This window comes from Rhizobium sp. JAB6, from assembly GCF_003024605.1.
In the GTDB taxonomy this organism is placed as follows: domain Bacteria; phylum Pseudomonadota; class Alphaproteobacteria; order Rhizobiales; family Rhizobiaceae; genus Rhizobium.
On record NZ_PYJQ01000007.1, the window covers coordinates 227305 to 248034 of the forward strand.

Consider the following 20730-nt stretch of genomic DNA (forward strand, 5'->3'; position numbering starts at 1 on the left):
CCGACAGCTTCACTACGGCTTGCAGGATAGTCGTGCTATTGTCATGACGGCTGAATAAGAAGCATGGAGCCGTTGCTCTTGAAACGGCCAAGATCATACCCCATAACCGGATGATCTAGTGCAGAGGGGTGAAGTAAGTCCGGTGGGTGTATTTGAACGTCATAAGCCGAGAGAGCATCGGTGGCTGGGGCCGAGCGCGCATGCGCGCATGCCTTTGATCCCATCCATTTCCGCGGCGCGCTGGCTGCTGATTCTGATTGCCGTTGCCGGTATTTATTTCTTTTACGGCTTTCTCGTTCCGGTTCTGGCCGCCGCGGTGATCGGCTTTGCCACCTGGCCGCTCTACAGCGATATCGTTCGCCGCACTGGCGGCAATACGACGGTTGCCGCCACCATCGCAATTGCATTCATCGTGACCTTTCTGGTGCTGCCGATCGTCCTTTCCGCTCTTTATATGGCCGGAGAAGTACGCGATTGGTTCGGCTGGGCGATCCATGTGAACCGTGACGGAGCGCCGCCGCCGCAATGGATTTTGGCGTTGCCGGTCGTCGGTTCCTGGCTCGGCGAACAGTGGACGCAATATGTCGGCAGTCCGGGCTCGCTCGGTGAACTGGCACAGCTCGTAAGCGGCGCTCATATCGGCAATATCTACAGGGCAGTGCTTGCAGCCGGCGGTGGCGCCTTCCACGTCGTGTTGACCTTGCTCTTCATGCTGATCGCCCTGTTCTTCATTTATCGCGACGGCTCGACCTTCGTTCGTCAGGTCGATCTGCTCGGCGAGCGTATCCTTCCCAATCGCTGGGAACGGATTTCCCGTGTCGTGCCGGCGACGATCAGCTCTACCGTCATGGGCATGACGCTGATCGCCATCGGTGAAGGCATCGTTCTCGGCGTAGCCTATTGGATTGCCGGCGCTCCTTCTGCAATCACCCTCGGCGTTCTCACCGGCGTCATGGCCCTTGTCCCGGGCGGCGCGCCGCTTTCGATGTCGCTTGTCTCGATCTATCTCGTCGCCAGCGGCTCGCTCTGGGCCGGCATCGCCCTCTTTCTCTGGGGTACGATCGAGCTTTTCATTGTCGATAAGACGCTTCGTCCGAAGCTTGTCGGCGGTCCGATCAAGCTGCCCTTCCTTCCAACCTTTTTCGGCCTGGTGGGGGGCGTGAAGACCATGGGCTTCCTCGGGCTCTTCATCGGCCCTGTACTGATGGCTATCATCGTCGCCATCTGGCGCGAATGGATTCGCGAAGCCGAATTGATCGAGGAACAACAGGCGCAGGAACCCGAGCTACAGTTGCATGTTCGGGACGCCGCCGAGGGCTGATCGCTCAGCTGGTTTGTTTCAGCCGTTTTTCCATAAACAGGCTCAACGGATCCGGCTGATAGCTGCCGAAAGGCGGAATTTCGAGATAGCCGAATTTCCGGTAGAGGCCGATCGCTTCCGGTTGATATATGCCGGTTTCCAGCCGCACCGTGGAAAGGCCTTTTTCGAGCGCCGCCGCCTCGAGCGTTTCCATGAGCCTGCGTGCGACGCTTTGGCCCCTGGCGGCCGGATCGACGAACATGCGCTTGATCTCCGCCGTGCCGTCACCGGCTTCCACCAGGGCGCAACATCCGACGATCACCTCCTCCACCCTGGCGACCCAGAAGGTCACCTCCGCCTTCTCCAGCGAAGACAGATCGAGCATATGGTTGCTCTCTGCCGGATAGAGCGATTCCGCATAGGCGCTCGACATGTCGAGAAGGCGGATAACGCCCTGCTGACGCGGGGATTCGATGGCAATCGTCAATGACAAGATGAACCTCCGAGGATAGAGCGCCTGCTGGGTATCACGCGGCTGCTAGCGTCGCCAGCGCGGCGAAGCTGCGCGCGGTCTGCCGCCGCTCGGCATTGGCTAGCTTCTCGACCATGTCGAGGAGCTGTGTTGCGGCGGCGGGGCCTGGACCCGTGAGGCGGAACTTGCGCATCAGCCGCGAAGAAACGTCTTGGAGCATCGCCGTACCGTTCCCGCGGGAGGATTCGCGCCGGATCATCGTCGCCTCGACGAAGATCGTGCTGATATCGCTAGGCAGTCCGGCGCTTTCGTAGAGTGCCCGCAGGGCATGGACGCGCCCCCTGGAAACGATCGAGCGTACGCGCCGCTCCTCGCATCCGGAAAGATTGGTGATCGCGCAGGTAAAGAAATCGACCCTGCCGGAGCAGAGCGCGTGCATCAGGAATGCCGGCGTCAGCCAGCCGCTCCGCCTTAGATGCTCGACCAGATCAGGCAATTGCTCGTGCTCGGCCGTTCCTGCAATGGCGACCGTTGCGGATTCCGTCGCCTCGCGCGTGACCTGCTGTAGCCTGGAGCTGTCGACAAAACTCTGGACGAGAGGCGATCCGGAAAGCGCCTCGCTGACCTTGCGCATCAGCAGGTGTCTAATGTCGGAAGACAAGATATCGCGGGAAAGAAGCAATCCGCGTATGTCGGCGCAATCGCCCATGCGCTCGGCTATGCGTTTGAGCGAAGCCTGCGAAAGCAAGGCACCGTCGTTCTCGAGCAGACACAGAATTTCGGCCTCTCCGCCGATCTCGGCAAGTGCGGCGCAGACGGCACGCGGCACCTCCCCGCGCGACGCGATCAGCAACCGCGTGATTTCGCTGCCCCTTAATGCGAGATCGACGAGATCGGCATCGGTGAACACGGGCGAAAAAAGAATGATTTGTCCGGCGATTTCAGGCTGATCCTCGGCTAGAGATAGAATGACGTTCCTCGGGGCACCGGCCGAATGCGCGACCGCTTCGGCAAGTGCCAGCCGCACGCGGGGAGACGGATCATCAAGCAGGTAGGTCATCGCCATTTCGGCGGCTGCACGTTCTTCCCCAGGCATCTCCGATTGCAGATAGGCCCTGCCGAGCGCATTGGCCGCCCGGGTTCTGCTTTCTGCCTTGGCGGTTTCAGCCCAGCGAAGGAATGCTTCTATGATCACGTAACGCCCCGATATCGGCGGGGCGATTCTTGCCCCGCAAATTCCTAGGGTTCACCTTATCCGGCAAAGGTTTACGGGACGTTTACCTTGCTTGTTAACCTCTCGGCTGTCGGGCATGGCGGCGCCTTCAAGGCGCCTTTGGCCTCATCATCTCGAAGACCTCGCTGCCCTCGCTATAATCCATGTAGCCCATGCGCGCGACGGGACGCGCCAGCGCCATGTCCAGCCGGCCCTCGTGAATAATCGTCTCATCGATATGGATCCCGACGACCTGGCCGATGACCATGATATTTTCCGATGTCTCTCCATCGAGACCCTTGGGCTGCAGGATTTCAGTCACGCGGCATTCGAGCACGGCAAAGGCTTCGGCGACATAGGGGGCATCGACCAACTCGCCAGACCGGGCGGTCAGCCCGGCTAGTTCGAATTCGTTAACGCCGTAGGGAACGGCAATCGAAGAATGGTTCATCTTCTCCACGATATGGCGGCTGACGAGATTGGCGGTAAAGACGCCGGTTTCCTCGACATTGCGCACGCTGTCCTTTCTGCCGGCGGACGAAAACATCACTAGCTTCGGCCGATCGCTGACGGCATTGAAAAAGGAATAGGGCGAGAGGTTCAGCGAACTGTCCCTGCCCTTGCTGCCGATCCAGCCGATCGGCCGTGGCGCGACGATTGCCTTGAAAGGATCATGTGCCAAACCGTGGCGATTGGTGTCCGTCGTATAGAACATCACGCGTCCTCGCCGCCGATCCAAGTCACTGTTTCCGATAGTTCCGGGCGCGGGCGTTCGACCGGCGGGAAGCTTGTCGAACCGATATGGATGAAGCCGGCCACCTTCTCGCCCGGCTGGACGCCGAGCAGCGGATGGGCGCGCTCGTCGAAGGCGAACCATTCGGTCAGCCAATTGGAGACCCAGCCATGGGCATTGGCCGCGATCAGCAGATTCATGCAAAGCGCACCCGCCGACATCAGCTGTTCCCATTCCGGGATCTTGAAATGCGGCGCTGCCTTGCTCACGACCGCGATGACCACCGGGGCACGGGTGAAGCGGGTGCGCTCGACCTGGATCATCTCCTCCGACAGGTCAGGCTTGGCCTGCAGCGCAAGCTTCAGCAACTCTTCACCGATGCGGACACGTTCGCCGCCGCGATAGACGATGAAACGCCAGGGTGCGAGCTTGCCGTGATCCGGCACACGTGACGCCAACCGGAGAATCTCTTCGATTTCAGCCTTGTCCGGCCCCGGCTCCGACATTTGGAACGCGGGAATGGATCGGCGCACCGCGAGATAATCGACCAGCTTGATATCGCTTTTCATTGAGGAACTGCCTTCATTTGGGCTTGTGGTAGGATGTAGGTCTTGAATTTGCCACCGCATTGGTTTTGAAGTGGCGTGTGTTTTATCGGAAGTCAATCGGTTGGTATCCATGTCAGGCATTTCATCCGCTCGCCGATTGAGCGCGATTTTCGCGATGCTTGCGAGCATGAGCACCGCCGTCTCGGCGCAAGATGCCTTCAAGGAATTCAAGCAGCTTGACGGCAGCGTAAAGATGCCGAAGCTCAACGCCTTCGTGGCACCGAATGGCGAGAATTCGGCCGCGCGGACGTTGCGCGACGTTTCCCTCGAAGCGAAGCTCACGCCTCAGAGCGGCCCGCAGCAGCAGGGCCTTGCCTGGTATGTCTTCAGCCCGATAGCGGGGGCCGATGGCAAGCTGCCGCTGGTCGCCAGCTCGCGCGGAGGCTCTGCCTCCTTTCACCTTTTGCCCGGCGATTACTTCGTCAACGTCTCCTTCGGCCGCGCCGGTGTCACCAAGCGGTTGACCGTGCCAGTCAGCGGCGACACCCAGAAGCAGACGATGGTGCTCGATGCCGGCGGCATGGTCCTGAACGCCGTATCCGGGCCTGATGTCCGTATCCCTCCGAACGAGCTGAGCTTCTCGATCTATTCGAGCGAAGCCAAGGACGACGGTGAGCGCGGTCTTGTCATGGACGACGTCAAACCGAACACGCTGGTCGGCCTCAGTGCCGGCACTTATCACGTTGTCTCCGAATATGGCGAGGTCAACGCCGTCATCCGCGCCGATATTCAGGTGGAAGCCGGCAAGGTGACGGAAGCGACCATCCAGCACAGGGCGGCAAAGATCACCTTCAAGCTGGTTTCGGACGCCGGCGGCGAGGCGATTGCCGATACCGCCTGGTCGATCCTGACATCCGCAGGCGATATCGTTGGGGAAAGCGTCAGCGCATTTCCGACCATGGTGCTTGCGGAAGGCCGCTACACGGCCGTCGCCCGCAACAAGGACAAGATCTATCAGCGCGACTTTACCGTTGCCGCCGGCATGAATACGGATGTCGAGGTGCTGATGAAGCAGCAGCAGCCGCAGGATGCCGATACCGAACAATCGGCCCGACAGCTGCCAATCCAGATGCCGCCAATGCGCCAGAGCCAGACGCCGCCGGCTACGACCAACCAGCAGCCGCTGCCCACCTATGAACAATTGGCGCCTGCCGCTGGCGGAGACGACGGCGATAGCATGGATTGACGGCGGAAACGGGCGCGATTGTGGCCGCTAGCGCAAACATCCATGCCGTCACCGCTCGCGGAGACAAGGGGCGGTACTTATTACGCCCGGCGCCGCAGCACCTTTCTGGGCGGCGCCATGGAGAAGACCGCTCCATAGAGCTTCGTCAGCAGATCCTTTCGGTCGCTGCCCTCGCTGAGGGCCTCCCAGCTTCTGGTGGCACCGATATGTGCTGTTATTGTGCTGCCGGAGAGGCGCCGGAATTCGCGGATCAGCAGCGAGATGCGCAAAGTCATCGAGATCCGGCTTGCCAGATGGAACAACCGGCCGTTCTGTCCCTCGAAATAGATGGGAATGACGCTGGCGCGCGCCGCCTGAATGAGCTTTGCCGGGAATATTTTCCAGGGAAGATCTTCCGCCCGGCCGAAACCTTTTCTGGCGGTTGCGACGCCGCCGGCGGGAAAGACGATGATCGTCGTGCCTTCCTTGAGCAGGCGAACAGCCTCATGCCGGGTCTTCATGTTGATCGCCATCGCTTCCTTGGTCTCATCGAAGGAAACCGGCAGCGAATAATCGTGCATTTCAGGCACTTTCAGCAATTCGTTGTTGATCAGGACCTTGAAGGGGCGCCCCAGTTGCTCGGCCAGCGCCAGCACCGCGATCCCATCGCCGATGCCGTAGGGATGATTGGCGACGATGACGATCGGCGCCTCGGGAATCTGGCTCGGCGGCCACTCGCCCTTGATGAGCAACCGCACATCGATCAGATCGAGCATCTTGCCGAAGACCCGCTCGCTCTTGCCGACAATATCGCTACGCCAGATATCGTAGAGCCGGGCGTAACGATCCCGGCCGGAAAGTCCTTCGATGGAGCGGATGAACCAGCGCTTGATCCGCGTATCCCGTTCGTTGGCGTAGGATAATTCTTTGAATTCCAAGTGCGCGACGGGGCTGCCCCGCTCCTATGGTCTCAGTTGCGTCCCATGCTGCAGCCACAGCAACGCGTTGATTCAACAATTATATGAAAGTCGTATGTCAGTTCTCTGACGGCACCCTGAAGGTGCCGTCGGATATGGAGGCATCAAGCGGCCTTGACGCGCCGTGCCTCGCGCTTGCGCAGAATGTCCGGCGGCGTTGCTTCGAGAGCAAGCGATGCAATCGCCTCGTCGAGCGACATGGACGTTTGCGATTGGCTGCCGAGGCGGCGGATATTGACGGAACGCTCTTCGGCTTCCTTCTTGCCGCAGACGATGATGACCGGCACCTTCGTCACCGAATGCTCGCGGATCTTGTAGTTGATCTTCTCGTTGCGGAAATCGGTTTCGACATCGAGACCGGCATCGCGCAGCGCTTCCGCCACCTCTTCGCCATAGGCATCGGCTTCCGAGGTAATGGTTGCAACGACAACCTGCAGCGGCGAGACCCAGAGCGGCATGTGCCCGGCAAAGTTCTCGATCAGAATGCCGAGGAAACGCTCCATCGAGCCGCAGATGGCGCGGTGGATCATGACCGGCTGCGTCTTTTCCGAGTGCTGGTCGATGTAGAAGGCACCGAAGCGCTCCGGCAGGTTGAAATCGACCTGGGTCGTGCCGCACTGCCATTCACGGCCGATGGCGTCCTTGAGCGTATATTCGAACTTCGGACCATAGAAAGCGCCCTCGCCCGGCAGAATGCCGGTCTTGATGCGTCCTTCGGACTGCGCCTCGATCGTCTTCAGCACGTCCATCATCACGCTTTCGGCGCGATCCCAGAGCTCGTCCGAACCGACGCGCTTTTCCGGGCGGGTCGAGAGCTTGACGACGATCTCCTTGAAGCCGAAGTCCTCGTAAACCGACAGGATCAGGTCGTTGATCTTCAGGCATTCGGCAGCCATCTGCTCATCGGTGCAGAAGATGTGCGCATCGTCCTGCGTGAAGCCGCGCACGCGCATCAGCCCATGCAGCGCGCCCGAAGGCTCGTAGCGATGGACCGCACCGAATTCCGCAAGCCGGATCGGCAGTTCGCGGTAAGACTTCAAGCCATGCTTGAAGATCTGAATATGGCCCGGGCAGTTCATCGGCTTCAGCGCGAAGACGCGATCGTCGTCGGTATCGTCGCCGGCGACGGTGACCTTGAACATGTTGTCGCGATACCAGCCCCAGTGACCGGAAGTCTCCCAAAGCGACTTGTCGAGCACCTGCGGCGCGTTGACCTCCTGATAGTCGCCCTGCAGCCGCCGGCGCATATAGGACACGAGCGTCTGGAACATGCGCCAGCCCTTGCCGTGCCAGAAGACGACGCCGGGGCCTTCTTCCTGGAAATGGAACAGGTCCATTTCGCGGCCGAGACGGCGATGGTCGCGCTTCTCGGCTTCGGCAAGAATGTGCAGGTAATTGTCCAGATCCGCCTGCTCGGCGAATGCCGTGCCGTAGATGCGGGTTAGCATCGGATTGTTGCTGTCCCCACGCCAATAGGCGCCGGCGACCTTCATCAGCTTGAAGGCGTTGCCGATCTGGCCGGTCGAGGCCATGTGCGGACCGCGGCAGAGGTCGAACCAGTCGCCCTGGTAATAGATCTTCAGATCCTGACCTTCGGGAATGGCGTCAACCAGTTCCACCTTGTAGTTCTCGCCCTTGGCGGCAAAGACTTCCCGCGCCTTTTCGCGCGACCAGATTTCCTTGGTGAACGGCTTGTTGCGCTGGATGATCTCGCGCATCCGCTTCTCGATCACAGGAAGATCATCGGGCGTGAACGGCTCGTTCTTGGCGAAGTCGTAATAGAAGCCGTTTTCGATGACCGGACCGATCGTTACCTGCGTTCCCGGCCAAAGTTCCTGTACGGCTTCGGCGAGAACGTGCGCGGTGTCGTGGCGGATGAGCTCCAGCGCCCGGTCATCCGATCGGGTGATGATCTCGATCTTGCCATCCGTCACCGGATCGGAAAGATCGCGGACGGTGCCGTCAAGCGCAATGGCGACAGCCTTCTTGGCCAGCGACTTGGAAATGGATTCGGCGACATCGCGACCGGTCGTGCCGGCAGCAAAGCTGCGCACGGAACCATCGGGAAATGTCAGGGAAACGGATTGGGACATCGATATTCTCCTTGTCCAGTCCCGCCAACGAATGCGGGTGGTTTCGAAAGATACGGACCGAGTAATGCGTACTGAAGTCCGCGCGCCTGATAGCGGTATTTCCTATTCTAGTAAAGGAAAAGCGGTGCTAGGTCCGGATCATCTTGGCCAAACCGCGCACGGTGTTCCAATTCCGCATCGTTCCGACGCCCAGGCGTTGCGTCGTCAGGGCCGGCAGCAGCTTCGTGTCGCTGGCCTTGAGGCCGAAATCGATCCAGAGATCGCCATCAACAATAGCCATGCGCTCATTCTGCCGATACTTCCTCAGCACGTCGAGGACTTGAGGCTCGAGCGGCCGGCGCATGACGCGGATGATGACTTCACTGCCGATCCCCTCGAGGAACGGATTGCCGTCGGCAAGTTTCAGCCATGTGTCGGCATCGCGCACTATGATGTCGATATGCTTTCCGAATGCTGCGGCAAAGCCGGTCTCGAGTTTCGCTTCGACCGAAGCGATCGGCTGTCTCTCGGCCTCGAACACGAGATTGCCGGTTGCGACAAGCGTGCGGGCATTGCGAAAACCCAACCTCTCCGCCATCGCCTTCAGATCGGTCATGACGACCCTCCGGCCTGGGCCTAGGACGATGCTGTAGAGCAGCGCGACATAAACGGCCATATGGGTCAGGCAGCCTTCCGTCCGAGGCGAAAATAGCGCCAGGGCGTCCACCAGTGATAGCGCAGCCCCAGCTCGGCAGGCACCGGATCGAGCCCGCTTGTGCCTCCCGGGCCGCAGCGCGCCACGCGAAACAGCGTCATCCACCCGCCGGCCCAAAGCCCGTGGCGGGCGACCGCTTCATAGCCATATTCCGAGCAGGTCGGGATATGGCGGCATGAATTGCCGACGAAGCCGGAAAGCGTCAGCTGATAGAGGCGAATAAGGCCCATGCCGAAAAGCCGGTCGGGCGTCTTGCGGAAAGGTCCGGTGTAATTACGGGACTTCATCGCCTTGTCGCCCGCTGGTGACGTGTCGTGCCGTGCTCGCCTGGAGGGTGCAGCACCGCCGTCATCTTCATCCTCGTCCTGCATGAGACAGAATTGGCACATGATCGGCGCCCCTGTCAGACAGCTTCGGCTGTCTTGGCACTTCCGCCCTCGCGCGCCGCTTCGATCTGCTCGATCGCGTCCACGACGGCATCAAATGTCAGCATGGTCGAGGCATGGCGTGCCTTGTAATCCCTCACGGGCTTCAGGTAGCGCATATCCTCGAAGCGTCCGCTGGGGCCCTCGCCATCGGCCTTGAGCATGGCAAGCATGTCTTCACGAGCCTTGCGCACCTCACCCGCCGAAGCGCCGACGACATGGAGCGCCATGATCGACGACGATGCCTGGCCGAGCGCGCAGGCCTTGACGTCATGGGCAAAATCGGTCACGACATCGCCGTCCATTTTCAACCAGATTTTGACGCGGGAACCGCACAGTCTGGAATGGGCCTGGGCGCTGGCATCGGCGTCGGGAAGGCTGCCGATGCGGCCGATATTGCCGGCAAACTCCAGGATTTTGCTGTTGTAGATGTCGTCCATCACAGATTTCGCTCCGATGCACCCGTTAGCGCATGATGCCGAAAAGTGTAGGCGGTTTTCGGACGACTTCATGCTCTATTTAATCGATCCAGAGCGGATTTGGATTTTAGGTCGAGCGGACCCAAAATTATCCGGCTCCAGCGTTTCGTAACAAAAAACACAGCGTGTCCGTTTAGGACACTTTCACAGGGACAATGCCATACTATATGTATGTCGTTCGAAGACCATCGAAATGCAATGGTCTTCTGTAAGTTTGATGGGAAACCGTGCAGGACGGCAGGCTTGTCCGCCAGCCAGAACGCCCCGGAGCCCGCCAAAGGTACACAACTCCGTACCTCGGGGAATGCCAGTGGCGAGTCCGACAAGATGATATCCGCTTAGCGCGGATCAGGAGAACCACAGGTAATGGACGCCATTGTAAAGAACTTTCCGCAATCCATTGACTCCGAACGCCCGTCGCAGAAGGAAGCCGAAGACGCAGTCCGCGTTCTGCTTCGCTGGGCCGGCGACGATCCGCAGCGCGAAGGCCTGCTGGATACGCCTGCACGTGTTGCCAAGGCCTATCGCGAGCTTTTCGCCGGATATGACATGAATCCCGAAGATGTGCTCGGTCGAACCTTCGAAGAGGTTTCGGGTTACGACGACATCGTCCTCGTGCGCGATATTCCGTTTTTCTCCCATTGCGAACACCATATGGTGCCAATCATAGGCAAGGCCCATGTCGGCTATCTGCCGAACGGCCGCGTGCTTGGCCTGTCCAAGATCGCCCGCGTCGTCGAAATCTTCGGTCGTCGCCTGCAGACGCAGGAAGCCATGACGGCGCAGATCGCCAATGCGATCGACGATACCCTGCGTCCGCGCGGCGTCGCCGTCATGATCGAGGCGGAGCATATGTGCATGGCGATGCGCGGCGTACAGAAGCAGGGTTCTTCGACGCTCACGATGACTTTCACGGGCGCCTTCAAGGCCGATCCGGCCGAGCAGGCCCGCTTCATGTCTTTGGTCCGGGGTCGCTGACCGGGCTTCAATGAAAGAGCCGGAGATGAATCTGATTTTCAATGCGCCATCCGAGGATAAATCCGAACTCGAGGATGCCGGCGATTTCACCCCTCGTTTCGACGATCGCGGCCTGATTACCGCGATCGTGACCGATGCGCACGATGGCGAGCTGCTCATGGTCGCGCATATGAACGCCGAGGCGCTCGCCCTGACGATCAAGACAGGCACTGCGCATTATTTCAGCCGCTCGCGCGGTAAAATCTGGAAAAAGGGCGAAACCTCCGGAAATCTGCAATCGGTGAAGGAGATCCGCACGGATTGTGATCAGGATGCGATCTGGCTGAAAGTGGAGGTGGCCGGACATGACGCAACATGCCATACTGGCCGTCGTTCCTGTTTCTATCGAACGGTCGAGCTTGAAGATGGCAAGCCGGTACTGAGCGTGGTCGACGATCACCTGCACTTCAATCCGGAAGAAGTCTACAAGCAATAGACCTATCGATGATGGTGTTTCAATCAGATACAACCAGTATACGATTTCGAAACGAAAAAGGGACAGGATTTTAGCCGAGGCACATGGAGCCTTGGAGGAGGCGGTTAAATGCTGAATTGGGGGTTGAATCGTCACAACGGCGGACAGAACCTGACGGGTTCAGGCCCCTCGCAGGATACCTCCAATCCACTTCTCCCTCCGGCTCCTCCCAGGAAAGTCAAGATTGCGCTGGCCCTCGGCGGCGGTGCTGCCCGTGGCTGGGCGCATATCGGCGTTCTGCGCGCGCTCGACGAGGCAGGCATTGAAGTCGGCATGATCGCCGGCACGTCGATCGGCGCCCTGGTAGGCGGCTGCTATCTTGCCGGCAAGCTCGACGAACTGGAAGCCTTTGCCCGTTCGCTGACGATGCGCCGCATTGCCGGTCTTCTCGACCTGACCATTGGCGGCAGCGGCCTGTTTGGCGGCATGCGGCTGACCAAACGCATGCAGGAGCACTTGGAAGGCCTCTCGATCGAGGATTTGGACCGCTCCTTTGTCGCCGTCGCATCGGAGTTGAATACCGGGCATGAAGTCTGGATCGCCAACGGCTCCCTGATCACGGCGCTGAGGGCTTCCTATGCCCTGCCCGGCATTTTCGAGCCGGTACGAAGCAATGGCCGTACCTTGGTCGATGGCGCCCTCGTCAATCCCGTCCCGGTTTCGGTATGCCGTTCGTATGAGCAGCCGCTGGTGGCGGCGGTCAACCTGAATTACGACCTTTTCGGTCGCTCGGCCGTGGTCAAGCACAATGTCGGACAGCCGAACGGAGATTTGTTGCGGCGTGATGACGCGCCGCCCATGAAACTCGGCATGACGGGAGTCATGGTGCAGGCTTTCAACATCATCCAGGATAGGATTGCCCGCGCCCGTTTGGCCGGAGATCCGCCGGATCTTGCGCTGCATCCACGTCTTAGCGATATCGGTCTTTCGGAATTTCATCGTGCCGGCGAAGCTATCGAACGCGGCTATGAGGAGGCTCTTGCGAGATTGCCGGAAATCCGCCGCATGCAGGAAACCTACGCGCGCTAGGATGTAATCTGAAAATCTGTGAAAATGAGCTTCGCCTTCGCTTCTGCTTGCGAAGCCGATCGCGGCAATCGGCCGGCGAGGTCGATTGCTTCGAACGTCCCGAATGTCTCCTCACCCGGCGATATAGGCCTTGATCTGCTCGGCCTCGAGTTCGATCTCGCGGATGCGCCATTTGACGACGTCGCCGATGGAGATGATGCCGGAAAGCTTGCCTTTTTCCTCGACGGGAACGTGGCGGAAGCGGCGCATCGTCATTAGCTCCATCAATTCGTCGATCGTCGTATCTTCCTTGCAGCGGTGCACCTTGGCGGTCATCATCGAAGCGATCGGCTTGTCGAGGCATTCCTGCCCCTGCTTGGCAACGGCATTGACCACATCCCGCTCGGTGAAGATGCCGGAAATCTTGCCGCCCGGTCCGACAACGACGATAGCGCCGATGCGATTCTCATTCAGAATTTTCGCGGCCTCTGCAACCGTCGTATTGCCGCCCGTCGTAACGACGTTCCGGCCCTTGGCTTCAAGTATGGCCTTTACGGAAACTGACATTCGATCCTCCCATCTCGAAAGCGTGATGAACACCTGAGGCGTCCGATATGTTCCGAAATTACCCCCGGAGCTCAAACCGGCGCCTTGCCCGTCCGTCGGTCGATCTCCTCATCCCACGATCGACGGATGCCAATGGTGCGCCTGTGTCAGTCAGAAAGCAACAGCTCATTCATCGAGTGGCATAGGTTCCCGAGCTTCCACGGGCGGCTGCTTGTCGAAGGGGGCGAAAAGGAGGAAGCCGAACAGGAAGCCGCCGATGTGAGCATCCCACGCCACCGGCTGTGAACTATCGCCGGCAAGATTGATACCGAAGGCAACGAGCGCGTTGCCGGCAACCCACATGATGATATAGGCCACGACTGTCCGGCTTCGAAGCGAGGCTAAAATGCTGAGGCGCGGGTTTAGATGCGCCTGCCGCATGGACACTCTGCGACCGTCCATGGCCGGAAACACAAAGCGGCAAGCCGCCCCCATCAACGCTGAGACGACGCCTGATGCACCGATCAACAGCGTCTGATCTCCCCAATAGAGCGCCGCATGCAGGAAGGCCGAGGCCGCAGACGAGAAAATCCAGAAAATCACGTAGCGCACGGCACCGATGCGTCTAGCCACGGGCGCCGCAAAGACCATCAGCCAGAGGCTGTTAAACACGATATGCTCGATCCCGCCGTGCAGCAGCGAATAGGTGACGGGCGTCCAAAGCCATTCCAGCCCCTGCTGGGACAAGGGAAAGGCATAGCGCGCCGGGATGAAGCTGAAGGCGAAATAAATCCAATTCAGCGTATCGTCCGACCACCACGGAAGATTCATGACCGCGAAAACGACGATCAGAACGGCCAGGCTCGCCAGAATGGCAGGAGGCAAGTTGAAGGCCGGGGCTCGCTGCTGCGGCCGCGGATTTTCCGGCTCTGGGCGCGGCAGCTGTTCGTCATCCATGTCTTGCTCTGCTTGTCGATAGAGCAACTCCAGGAAAAGTGCGAAGCGGTTTTCCGTCCGGAATTGCGTAGAACAAAGGGATGGAGCGTTTTCGCGATTCGAAGAAAAGCAGAAAGGCTCCGGAAGTCATCGACACATAACGCAGCGAAAATCAAAAAAAAAGCCGCCCGTGGTGTCGGGCGGCATGCCGGGGCGCTCCTCCCCGGATCTGACCTTTATGGTTCGTCCGGCGCCCGCAAATTCGTGCTGAAGGTCACTGGGTGAAGTGATGAACAAAGACTGGCATCGGCGGGCCGCCAAGGCAACCGAAACTCCTCGTTAACCCTAACGGCGCGGTTCTGGCATGGAATTCGCAATGTCAGCTTCGAGGGCAATGAATGCCCTTGTATTTGAAGTGAAATGGGACACGAACGCATCATGCGCCACAAGACAAGCATAGAGGTATTTACCTATTGGGAGCATATACGCGGCAACGCGGATGCGCCCCTGCGCAACTTGATACAGCCATCGGCAATCGGTCACATTCTTCCCGAGCTGTTCGTCCTGGAAAATACGGCGGATGACAACCCTCGGTTCCGCCTGGCCGGCACGGCAATCTGCAACCTCATGGGCCGCGAGATCCGCGGCGAGAGTTTCGCGGCGCTTTGGGCCGGCAGCCAGCAGGATGATCCCATTCGCATAGCCGCGGGCGTGATGAACCATGCGGTTCCCGCATTGGTCCATGCGACGGGCTATTGTATCAGCGGCCGCAGCATGACCTTCGAGATGATGTTGCTGCCGGTTCGCACCGCCCACGATACGTGTGACAGACTGCTGGGCAGCCTGTCACCTGCCGTTCACTCGGCTTGGCTCGGCAATGAACGCCTGGAGTTTCTGGCGCTGGACCGCAGCCGGCTGCTTCGCGAGCGCCGCATGCGGCTTATCGATGCGCCTGCCCATCCCGAGCCCATGAATCTTCTGTCGCATCAGGAAAGCACGAGCCTTGGTGAATGGGTGCGCCGAAAGTTGATTCAAGCAAAAAACGGGGCGCGATAGAATGAGAATTGACCCAGCGTGGAACAGGATCAGCGATCATCTGTGTTTTATGTCTCGGGAAAGACAACCTTACTTTAAGGAGTTGCGGCTAATAGTTGGATGAGACGCAATAGGATTCAAGACGCCTCCATGCACTCATTCCAGCCGGCCCAAGCAACGCGGCCCAATCAAATGACAGGCAATGCTGCTCGTAACGATCAGCGGACCTTTCAGCGGGTCCCGATCAATATGCAGGGTCGTCTGATGCTGGCGAATTATGAGGAGTTCGAATGCGTTGTGACGGAGATGTCGCCGGGTGATCTTCATGTGACCTGCTTGGGCCGGCCGCGTGCCGATGAGCGGGTCGTCGCCTACATCGACCACCTCGGCCGCGTCGAGGGCTATGTCGTTGCGGTCGATGGCCGCGGCTTTACCATGTCGATCAACGCGACCGAGCGCAAACGTGAAAAGCTTGCGGCGCAGTTGACCTGGCTTGCCAACAAACATGAACTAGGTCTGCCGGAAGATCGCCGCCACGATCGTCTGACGCCGCGCAATACCCGCAGCGAGCTCACGCTCGACGATGGTACGCAATATCACTGCCGTATCATGGATCTCTCCCTCTCCGGCGCGGCGGTCGATGTCGAAGTGCGGCCGACCATCGGGACGCCGGTGCGTCTCGGCAATATGCGCGGCCGCGTCGTGCGCCATTTCATGGAGGGCGTCGCAATCGAATTCCTGTCGCTGCAATCACGCGAAACTCTGCGCGAATTTCTCTGATACCGTCATCTTCCCGTCACGCAGTGTCGAGAATAAAGACGCTGTCTTCTTCTCCCTGCGTGACGGCAACATGCTTTTTCCGGACATAACCCCTTTCGATGACGGCCTGCTTGAGGTAGGCGACGGCCAGCGGATCTACTGGACGCAGTCGGGCAATCCTGCGGGCGCGCCGGTCCTCATCCTGCACGGCGGTCCGGGGTCCGGCAGCTCGGCCGGGGCGCGGCGCTATTTCGACCCGCAACATTATCGCATCATTCAATTCGACCAGCGTGGCTGTGGCGGCAGTCTCCCGCATGCGTCGGAACCGGCGATCGATCTCTCGGCCAATACGACATGGCACACCATAGCCGATATCGAACGATTGCGGTTGCACCTCGACATCGAGCGCTGGATCGTATTCGGCAACTCCTGGGGCTGCACGCTTACCCTCGCCTACGGCGAAACCCATCCGCAACGAGTGGAAAGCTTGCTCCTCGTTGGCATCACCATGACCAGACAATCGGAAATCGATTGGCTCTATCAAGGTCTCGGTCGTTTCTTTCCAGCGGAATGGGCGCGCTTTCGGGCCGCAGTGCCCGAGACGGATCGCGATGATAATCTGGTCGCCGCCTACTATCGCCTTCTGCGGGATCCCGATCCGGCAATCCATGTGCAGGCGGCCAGGGATTGGCACGAATGGGAAGGCGCCTCGATCTTCATCGATCCGCGCGCAACCCTATCGCCGCGGTGGTCCGATCCACGCTATCTGACGGCGCGCGCCCGGATCATCACCCACTATTTCCACCATCTGGCTTGGCTCGAGGAGCGGCAGATCCTGCGCGATATCCATCGGCTCGCCGATATTCCCTGCACGATGATCCATGGTCGCATGGATCTGGAGGCACCGCTTGTCACAGCCTGGGAATTGTCGCGGGCATGGTCGGAGGCGGAGCTGGTGATTGTTGCGAACGCGGCTCACTCGCCGGCAGTCGCGGAGATGGCCGCCGCCATCACCCGCGCGACCGATGGGCTTCGCCGGTATATCCGGCAATAAAACGCAAAAATATTTTTTCGAGCCGACTTTCCCAAAATGGGACAGGTGAAGGCCATTTCAGCTATTTCCGATGTCCAACCCACCCCGTCCCACATGTGTTCTGTATCGAGACAATATGTTTGCCGCCTGAAACCGTGCGCGGATGTTAACGCTCCTCGCTGTTGAAAAGCCTTCTGAAACAGCCGATCTCAGACTTTTGCGCCCCTGCAATCCATAGCGAAATTCCTCAAATTTTAATCGAATTTGCCGCGAAGTTGAATCAAGTTTTCTGTGTATTTTATGAGAATTTTCTCCAGATTTGATTCAACTAAGCCATTAATTTAACTGTGCAATTTTCCGTCAGATAAAATCACGCGTGTCATTCTGATCCCAATAAAACAGGGACAGGGACATGAACTTTCAAATCGCACTTCGCGGCTTTGCCGCTCTGGCGCTTTCTGCTCTGGGCTTCTTCGGTCCTGCGCAGGCAGCACCCGCCAACATGACGATAACGGGCGACGCTGCTCCGCCGATCGGCCATTACGAGTTCTGCAAGGAAAATCCGCGCGAGTGCGCCTATTCCGGTGGCGATGCAGGGCCGATGATCCTCAACCAGGATAGCTGGAAGACGATCCTGAAGGTCAACTACACGGTCAATACGACCATCAAGCCGATGACCGACATGGAACTTTACGGTGTCGAGGAAAAGTGGGCGATCCCGACCACCGCCGGTGACTGCGAGGATTTCGCGCTCCTGAAGCGCAAGCAGCTCATCGATGCCGGCTTCTCGCCTTCCGATCTGCTCATGACCGTCGTGCTGCAACCGAACGGCGAAGGCCACGCCGTCTTGACCGTCCGCACGGATCGTGGCGATTTCATTCTCGATAACATGCGCAACAAGGTGAAGCTCTGGTCGGAGACCGAATACACCTTCCTGAAGCGCCAGTCCGCCGATCACCCGGCTCGCTGGGTCAAGATCCAAGACGGACGCACCGTCGCGGTCGGCAGCTTGAAATAAGCCTCCCAATACCAGATCACCGGCGACCTAGCGTCGGTGGTAAAAGTCAGAGGCCCGGTCTTGTCCCCTGATTTCTGTCCAGGCCGGTGCCTCTGAGCCGTTCCCACTGTCCCGGGAGCGGCTCTTTTCATTTCGCGGCCGCCCGCAAGACAGGCGCTGAACATCCCGGCGAATTAACTGTGCCATTAGCACGGGTTGCGACCTATATTTAACCGTTGATTAACCATCGTGGCGCCAATCATATTTTCAACGAGACTCAAAAGTCGGGCGCCTCGGTACTCGCATCGATGATGGCCAGCGGAAGGATATGAAGGCAAGAACATGGCTCCTCCTCCATCGCCCGCCGCAATGGTCGAAGAAAGGCCGCTGATATCGAGCGGTTTTGTCTGCCGGCTGATGGCAGGTGTCGCCGTCCTGGCTGCGCTTACCGTCGCCATATGCGTCGGTGGAAACTGGCTTGGCGAGAAAATTTCTCTCGCGGGCCATACGACCGACACCAAACCCATCTCCATCACGATCGGTGACGACACGATACGCCTTGCCGCAAACACCATCCGCTTTCCCAGCGAGCGCACGGACGGCGCGGCCGAGCGCGTCGATCTCTATCTGACCTGGCCGCAGTTGCAGGGTTTTAGCGAAGCCGATCGGTTGCGCTTTGACGATATCTCGCAGTCGTCCTCGCTGATCTTTCTCCAGATCAGCCAGAGCACGATGTCCCGGGATATGTCCGGCCGGCTCGGTCCAATCTATTCGCAATTGATGGACGGCGCTCCCTATGCCGGCCCCTTTGGCCTGACAGCGCACCGGCTTCGCGCCGACGCCGGCTATAATGGCGAAATTCTTTTGACCGCCCCGCGATCCGGCGAAGCCGACTATGTCGTGCGCTGCCTCCTGCCCTCTTCGCCAGCCTCGGCGACGAGCGGCGACTGCCAGAGGGACGTCAAGCTCGGCAAGGATTTGAGCGTTCTTTATCGTTTTTCCAGCAATCAGCTCCGGGATTGGCGCACGATGGACGCCGCCGTCCAGGACTTCGTCAAGACACGCCTTGTGGATAATGCCGCGCCTGCGGCAATGGCTGAGGGCGGCCGCTAAAATGGCACAGAAACCTGAAACCAGCTGTTCATCATAAACCGATTGGTAACGCTAAGCCTCTACTGTCGAACGGAACGGCCGTTCATGGAGGCGGCGGCCGGATAATCGAGAATGTAAATGCAAGCAGAGAGTAATTTAGTGTCCAGATCCATTCTACCCGTTTCGTCGTCTCAAACCGGTAAGATTCTGGCGAGAGCGCTTCTTGGTTTTTCGATCGTGACGGCGACGATCACGGTGACCGTGATTGACGCCAGTGCCGCCGGCCCGAAATATGCCGGCATCGTTATCGACGCCAATACGGGCAATGTTCTCTATAGCGAGAATGCCGACACGCTCCACTATCCTGCCTCGCTAACCAAGATGATGACGGTCTATCTGACCTTCGAAGCGCTTGAGGCCGGACGTATCACCCTGGATACTCCCGTCGTCTTCTCAAAGAATGCCGCCGCTCAGGCGCCGACGAAGCTCGGCATCGGTGCCGGCCGCTCGGTAACCGTGCGCGAGGCGATCCTCGGCATCGTTACCAAGTCGGCCAACGACGCCGCGATGGCGCTCGGCGAGATGCTCGGCGGCTCGGAGGAAGGTTTTGCCCGGATGATGAACGATAAGGCACGAGCGCTCGGCATGACGCGCACGACCTATCGCAACCCGAATGGCCTGCCGAACACGGCCCAGATGACGACGGCACGCGACCAGGCCCGCCTCGGTATCGCTTTGCGTGAACACTTCCCGGAATATTACGGCTTCTTCTCCGAAACGAGCTTCCGCCTCGGCAATCGCACGATCCTCGGCCACAATCGCCTGATCGGCTCCGTCCGCGGCGTCGATGGCATCAAGACCGGTTACACGCGTGCCGCCGGCTATAACCTGGCGACCTCCGTGAAAGTGGACGGTCGTTCCATCGTGGGTGTCGTACTCGGCGGCACCTCGACACCGGCTCGCGACAATCAGATGCGCAAGCTGATCGCCGAATATTTGCCCAAGGCATCGACGAAACATATTGCTTCCAATGTGATCGCACAGGTACCGGCCGCATCGCCCAATGTGCAGGCAGCCAGTGCACGCATGGCAGATATCAGCCGCGCAAAGATCAAGAATAATGGGGCGCCGGAAGTCGCCGATTCCAGCCCTTCCAGTGCCGCGGCCTTCGCAGCGGCAACGCCGCGATCCTCCAATCCATTGCTGTCGGCAAAACCGGAGCCGGTGACGCGCTCGGCCTATGACGAGACAGCCTCCGGCGGGCCTTCGGACGATGCTGACGAGGATGAGATCGATACCGTAACGACTGCATCGACCTCCAAGAACGCTGCAAATCTGCAGCGGACGGAAAAGACAGAGAAGGTTGCAAAGGCGACCAAAGCTGCGCGCGGACCTACCGGCTGGATCGTTCAGATTGGCGTTTCTTCGAGCAAGGATGGCGCGACCGACCTGCTTGATACGGCGAAGAGCAAAGCCGGCAAGGCATTGCGTTCGGCCAAGCCCTATGCAGTCGCCTTCGATGGCGGTTACCGTGCCCGTTTCGGCGGCTTTGAGGACCAGAGCGAAGCGGTGAATGCCTGCAAGGCGCTCAAGCGTGCCGGCGTGAAGTGCTGGGCGAGCATGGAATAGGAATGCGGCGGGTGTTTTCGCGCCGCATGATTCTGGCAATTGGT

General features: G+C 59.3%; 22 protein-coding genes. 11 read left to right on the forward strand and 11 right to left on the reverse strand.

What is annotated here, in order from left to right; all coding sequences use genetic code 11:
• Positions 1-142: 142 nt before the first annotated feature.
• Entirely contained in the window at positions 143-1321 is a 1179-nt protein-coding gene (locus tag C7U61_RS09820; protein ID WP_106997904.1) for an AI-2E family transporter, read from the forward strand.
• 4 nt (positions 1322-1325) lie between these two features.
• Here the strand turns inward: C7U61_RS09820 and C7U61_RS09825 are convergent, their stop codons facing one another.
• The 4 genes from C7U61_RS09825 to C7U61_RS09840 form a co-directional block, all read right to left on the reverse strand.
• A complete protein-coding gene (locus tag C7U61_RS09825) occupies positions 1326-1793 on the reverse strand; it encodes a GNAT family N-acetyltransferase (RefSeq protein ID WP_181315828.1) in 468 nt (155 codons plus the stop codon).
• Positions 1794-1827: 34 nt separating this feature from the next.
• Positions 1828-2982, reverse strand: coding sequence for a DUF2336 domain-containing protein (locus C7U61_RS09830; RefSeq protein WP_106997905.1), 1155 nt, complete (start codon positions 2980-2982; stop codon positions 1828-1830).
• 112 nt (positions 2983-3094) lie between these two features.
• Positions 3095-3700 (reverse strand): flavin reductase family protein, encoded by a 606-nt coding sequence (locus tag C7U61_RS09835; RefSeq protein WP_106997906.1) that lies wholly within the window; start codon positions 3698-3700, stop codon positions 3095-3097.
• Complete coding sequence (locus C7U61_RS09840) at positions 3700-4287, reverse strand: nitroreductase (protein WP_106997907.1); 588 nt, start codon at positions 4285-4287, stop codon at positions 3700-3702. Before C7U61_RS09840 ends, C7U61_RS09835 begins: the two co-directional genes overlap by 1 nt.
• Positions 4288-4441: 154 nt before the next feature.
• On the opposite strand from C7U61_RS09840, the gene C7U61_RS09845 reads away from it, so the two are divergent.
• Positions 4442-5512, forward strand: a complete 1071-nt coding sequence (locus tag C7U61_RS09845) for a hypothetical protein (RefSeq protein WP_106997952.1) — start codon at positions 4442-4444, stop codon at positions 5510-5512.
• Between the two features lie 80 nt (positions 5513-5592).
• Here the strand turns inward: C7U61_RS09845 and C7U61_RS09850 are convergent, their stop codons facing one another.
• From C7U61_RS09850 to C7U61_RS09870, 5 genes are all read right to left on the reverse strand, one after another.
• On the reverse strand, positions 5593-6429 hold the full coding sequence (locus tag C7U61_RS09850; protein WP_106997908.1) for a lysophospholipid acyltransferase family protein: 837 nt from the start codon (positions 6427-6429) through the stop codon (positions 5593-5595).
• A gap of 143 nt (positions 6430-6572) precedes the next feature.
• Complete coding sequence (gene thrS / locus C7U61_RS09855) at positions 6573-8561, reverse strand: threonine--tRNA ligase (protein ID WP_106997909.1); 1989 nt, start codon at positions 8559-8561, stop codon at positions 6573-6575.
• Between the two features lie 127 nt (positions 8562-8688).
• The gene (locus C7U61_RS09860; RefSeq protein WP_106997910.1) at positions 8689-9216 is read right to left on the reverse strand and encodes a DUF1697 domain-containing protein; all 528 of its coding nucleotides are present in this window, start codon (positions 9214-9216) and stop codon (positions 8689-8691) included.
• 5 nt (positions 9217-9221) lie between these two features.
• The gene (gene yidD / locus C7U61_RS09865; RefSeq protein WP_106997911.1) at positions 9222-9644 is read right to left on the reverse strand and encodes a membrane protein insertion efficiency factor YidD; all 423 of its coding nucleotides are present in this window, start codon (positions 9642-9644) and stop codon (positions 9222-9224) included.
• 14 nt (positions 9645-9658) lie between these two features.
• Positions 9659-10123, reverse strand: a complete 465-nt coding sequence (locus C7U61_RS09870) for an iron-sulfur cluster assembly scaffold protein (RefSeq protein ID WP_106997912.1) — start codon at positions 10121-10123, stop codon at positions 9659-9661.
• Between the two features lie 402 nt (positions 10124-10525).
• On the opposite strand from C7U61_RS09870, the gene folE reads away from it, so the two are divergent.
• The 3 genes from folE (at position 10526) to C7U61_RS09885 (ending at position 12680) form a co-directional block, all read left to right on the forward strand.
• Complete coding sequence (folE, locus tag C7U61_RS09875; RefSeq protein WP_106997913.1) at positions 10526-11137, forward strand: GTP cyclohydrolase I FolE; 612 nt, start codon at positions 10526-10528, stop codon at positions 11135-11137.
• A gap of 25 nt (positions 11138-11162) precedes the next feature.
• Positions 11163-11612 (forward strand): phosphoribosyl-AMP cyclohydrolase, encoded by a 450-nt coding sequence (gene hisI / locus C7U61_RS09880; protein WP_106997914.1) that lies wholly within the window; start codon positions 11163-11165, stop codon positions 11610-11612.
• Positions 11613-11720: 108 nt separating this feature from the next.
• On the forward strand, positions 11721-12680 hold the full coding sequence (locus tag C7U61_RS09885) for a patatin-like phospholipase family protein (RefSeq protein ID WP_106997915.1): 960 nt from the start codon (positions 11721-11723) through the stop codon (positions 12678-12680).
• 111 nt (positions 12681-12791) lie between these two features.
• Here C7U61_RS09885 and C7U61_RS09890 read toward each other — a convergent pair whose 3' ends face one another.
• Positions 12792-13226 carry a CBS domain-containing protein gene (locus C7U61_RS09890; RefSeq protein WP_106997916.1) on the reverse strand — a complete coding sequence of 145 codons (435 nt, stop codon included), beginning with the start codon at positions 13224-13226 and terminating at the stop codon, positions 12792-12794.
• A gap of 165 nt (positions 13227-13391) precedes the next feature.
• Positions 13392-14162: a rhomboid family intramembrane serine protease gene (locus tag C7U61_RS09895; protein ID WP_106997917.1), complete on the reverse strand. Its 771-nt coding sequence runs from the start codon at positions 14160-14162 to the stop codon at positions 13392-13394.
• A 417-nt stretch (positions 14163-14579) separates the two neighbouring features.
• Between C7U61_RS09895 and C7U61_RS09900 the strand changes: the two genes are divergently transcribed.
• The 6 genes from C7U61_RS09900 (at position 14580) to C7U61_RS09925 (ending at position 20686) form a co-directional block, all read left to right on the forward strand.
• Complete coding sequence (locus C7U61_RS09900; RefSeq protein WP_245410779.1) at positions 14580-15197, forward strand: PAS domain-containing protein; 618 nt, start codon at positions 14580-14582, stop codon at positions 15195-15197.
• Between the two features lie 129 nt (positions 15198-15326).
• A complete protein-coding gene (locus tag C7U61_RS09905; protein ID WP_106997919.1) occupies positions 15327-15956 on the forward strand; it encodes a PilZ domain-containing protein in 630 nt (209 codons plus the stop codon).
• A 70-nt stretch (positions 15957-16026) separates the two neighbouring features.
• Positions 16027-16989 carry a prolyl aminopeptidase gene (gene pip, locus C7U61_RS09910; protein WP_106997920.1) on the forward strand — a complete coding sequence of 321 codons (963 nt, stop codon included), beginning with the start codon at positions 16027-16029 and terminating at the stop codon, positions 16987-16989.
• A gap of 391 nt (positions 16990-17380) precedes the next feature.
• Entirely contained in the window at positions 17381-17986 is a 606-nt protein-coding gene (locus C7U61_RS09915) for a transglutaminase-like cysteine peptidase (protein ID WP_106997921.1), read from the forward strand.
• A 321-nt stretch (positions 17987-18307) separates the two neighbouring features.
• Positions 18308-19078 carry a hypothetical protein gene (locus tag C7U61_RS09920; protein ID WP_106997922.1) on the forward strand — a complete coding sequence of 257 codons (771 nt, stop codon included), beginning with the start codon at positions 18308-18310 and terminating at the stop codon, positions 19076-19078.
• Positions 19079-19195: 117 nt separating this feature from the next.
• Entirely contained in the window at positions 19196-20686 is a 1491-nt protein-coding gene (locus C7U61_RS09925) for a D-alanyl-D-alanine carboxypeptidase (protein ID WP_106997923.1), read from the forward strand.
• The last annotated feature ends 44 nt before the right edge of the window (positions 20687-20730 follow it).

What these genes read in the sequence shown, in the direction of transcription:
- C7U61_RS09845 (WP_106997952.1), top strand. Translation starts at nt 4,442, where the DNA reads ATGCTTGCGAGCATGAGCACCGCCGTCTCGGCGCAAGATGCCTTCAAG.
- C7U61_RS09895 (WP_106997917.1), bottom strand. Translation starts at nt 14,162, where the DNA reads ATGGATGACGAACAGCTGCCGCGCCCAGAGCCGGAAAATCCGCGGCCG.
- C7U61_RS09900 (WP_245410779.1), top strand. Translation starts at nt 14,580, where the DNA reads ATGCGCCACAAGACAAGCATAGAGGTATTTACCTATTGGGAGCATATA.
- C7U61_RS09885 (WP_106997915.1), top strand. Translation starts at nt 11,721, where the DNA reads ATGCTGAATTGGGGGTTGAATCGTCACAACGGCGGACAGAACCTGACG.
- C7U61_RS09840 (WP_106997907.1), bottom strand. Translation starts at nt 4,287, where the DNA reads ATGAAAAGCGATATCAAGCTGGTCGATTATCTCGCGGTGCGCCGATCC.
- pip (WP_106997920.1), top strand. Translation starts at nt 16,027, where the DNA reads ATGCTTTTTCCGGACATAACCCCTTTCGATGACGGCCTGCTTGAGGTA.
- yidD (WP_106997911.1), bottom strand. Translation starts at nt 9,644, where the DNA reads ATGTGCCAATTCTGTCTCATGCAGGACGAGGATGAAGATGACGGCGGT.
- hisI (WP_106997914.1), top strand. Translation starts at nt 11,163, where the DNA reads ATGAATCTGATTTTCAATGCGCCATCCGAGGATAAATCCGAACTCGAG.
- C7U61_RS09905 (WP_106997919.1), top strand. Translation starts at nt 15,327, where the DNA reads ATGCACTCATTCCAGCCGGCCCAAGCAACGCGGCCCAATCAAATGACA.
- C7U61_RS09860 (WP_106997910.1), bottom strand. Translation starts at nt 9,216, where the DNA reads ATGGCCGTTTATGTCGCGCTGCTCTACAGCATCGTCCTAGGCCCAGGC.
- C7U61_RS09835 (WP_106997906.1), bottom strand. Translation starts at nt 3,700, where the DNA reads ATGTTCTATACGACGGACACCAATCGCCACGGTTTGGCACATGATCCT.
- C7U61_RS09925 (WP_106997923.1), top strand. Translation starts at nt 19,196, where the DNA reads ATGCAAGCAGAGAGTAATTTAGTGTCCAGATCCATTCTACCCGTTTCG.
- C7U61_RS09890 (WP_106997916.1), bottom strand. Translation starts at nt 13,226, where the DNA reads ATGTCAGTTTCCGTAAAGGCCATACTTGAAGCCAAGGGCCGGAACGTC.
- C7U61_RS09915 (WP_106997921.1), top strand. Translation starts at nt 17,381, where the DNA reads ATGAACTTTCAAATCGCACTTCGCGGCTTTGCCGCTCTGGCGCTTTCT.
- C7U61_RS09920 (WP_106997922.1), top strand. Translation starts at nt 18,308, where the DNA reads ATGGCTCCTCCTCCATCGCCCGCCGCAATGGTCGAAGAAAGGCCGCTG.
- thrS (WP_106997909.1), bottom strand. Translation starts at nt 8,561, where the DNA reads ATGTCCCAATCCGTTTCCCTGACATTTCCCGATGGTTCCGTGCGCAGC.
- folE (WP_106997913.1), top strand. Translation starts at nt 10,526, where the DNA reads ATGGACGCCATTGTAAAGAACTTTCCGCAATCCATTGACTCCGAACGC.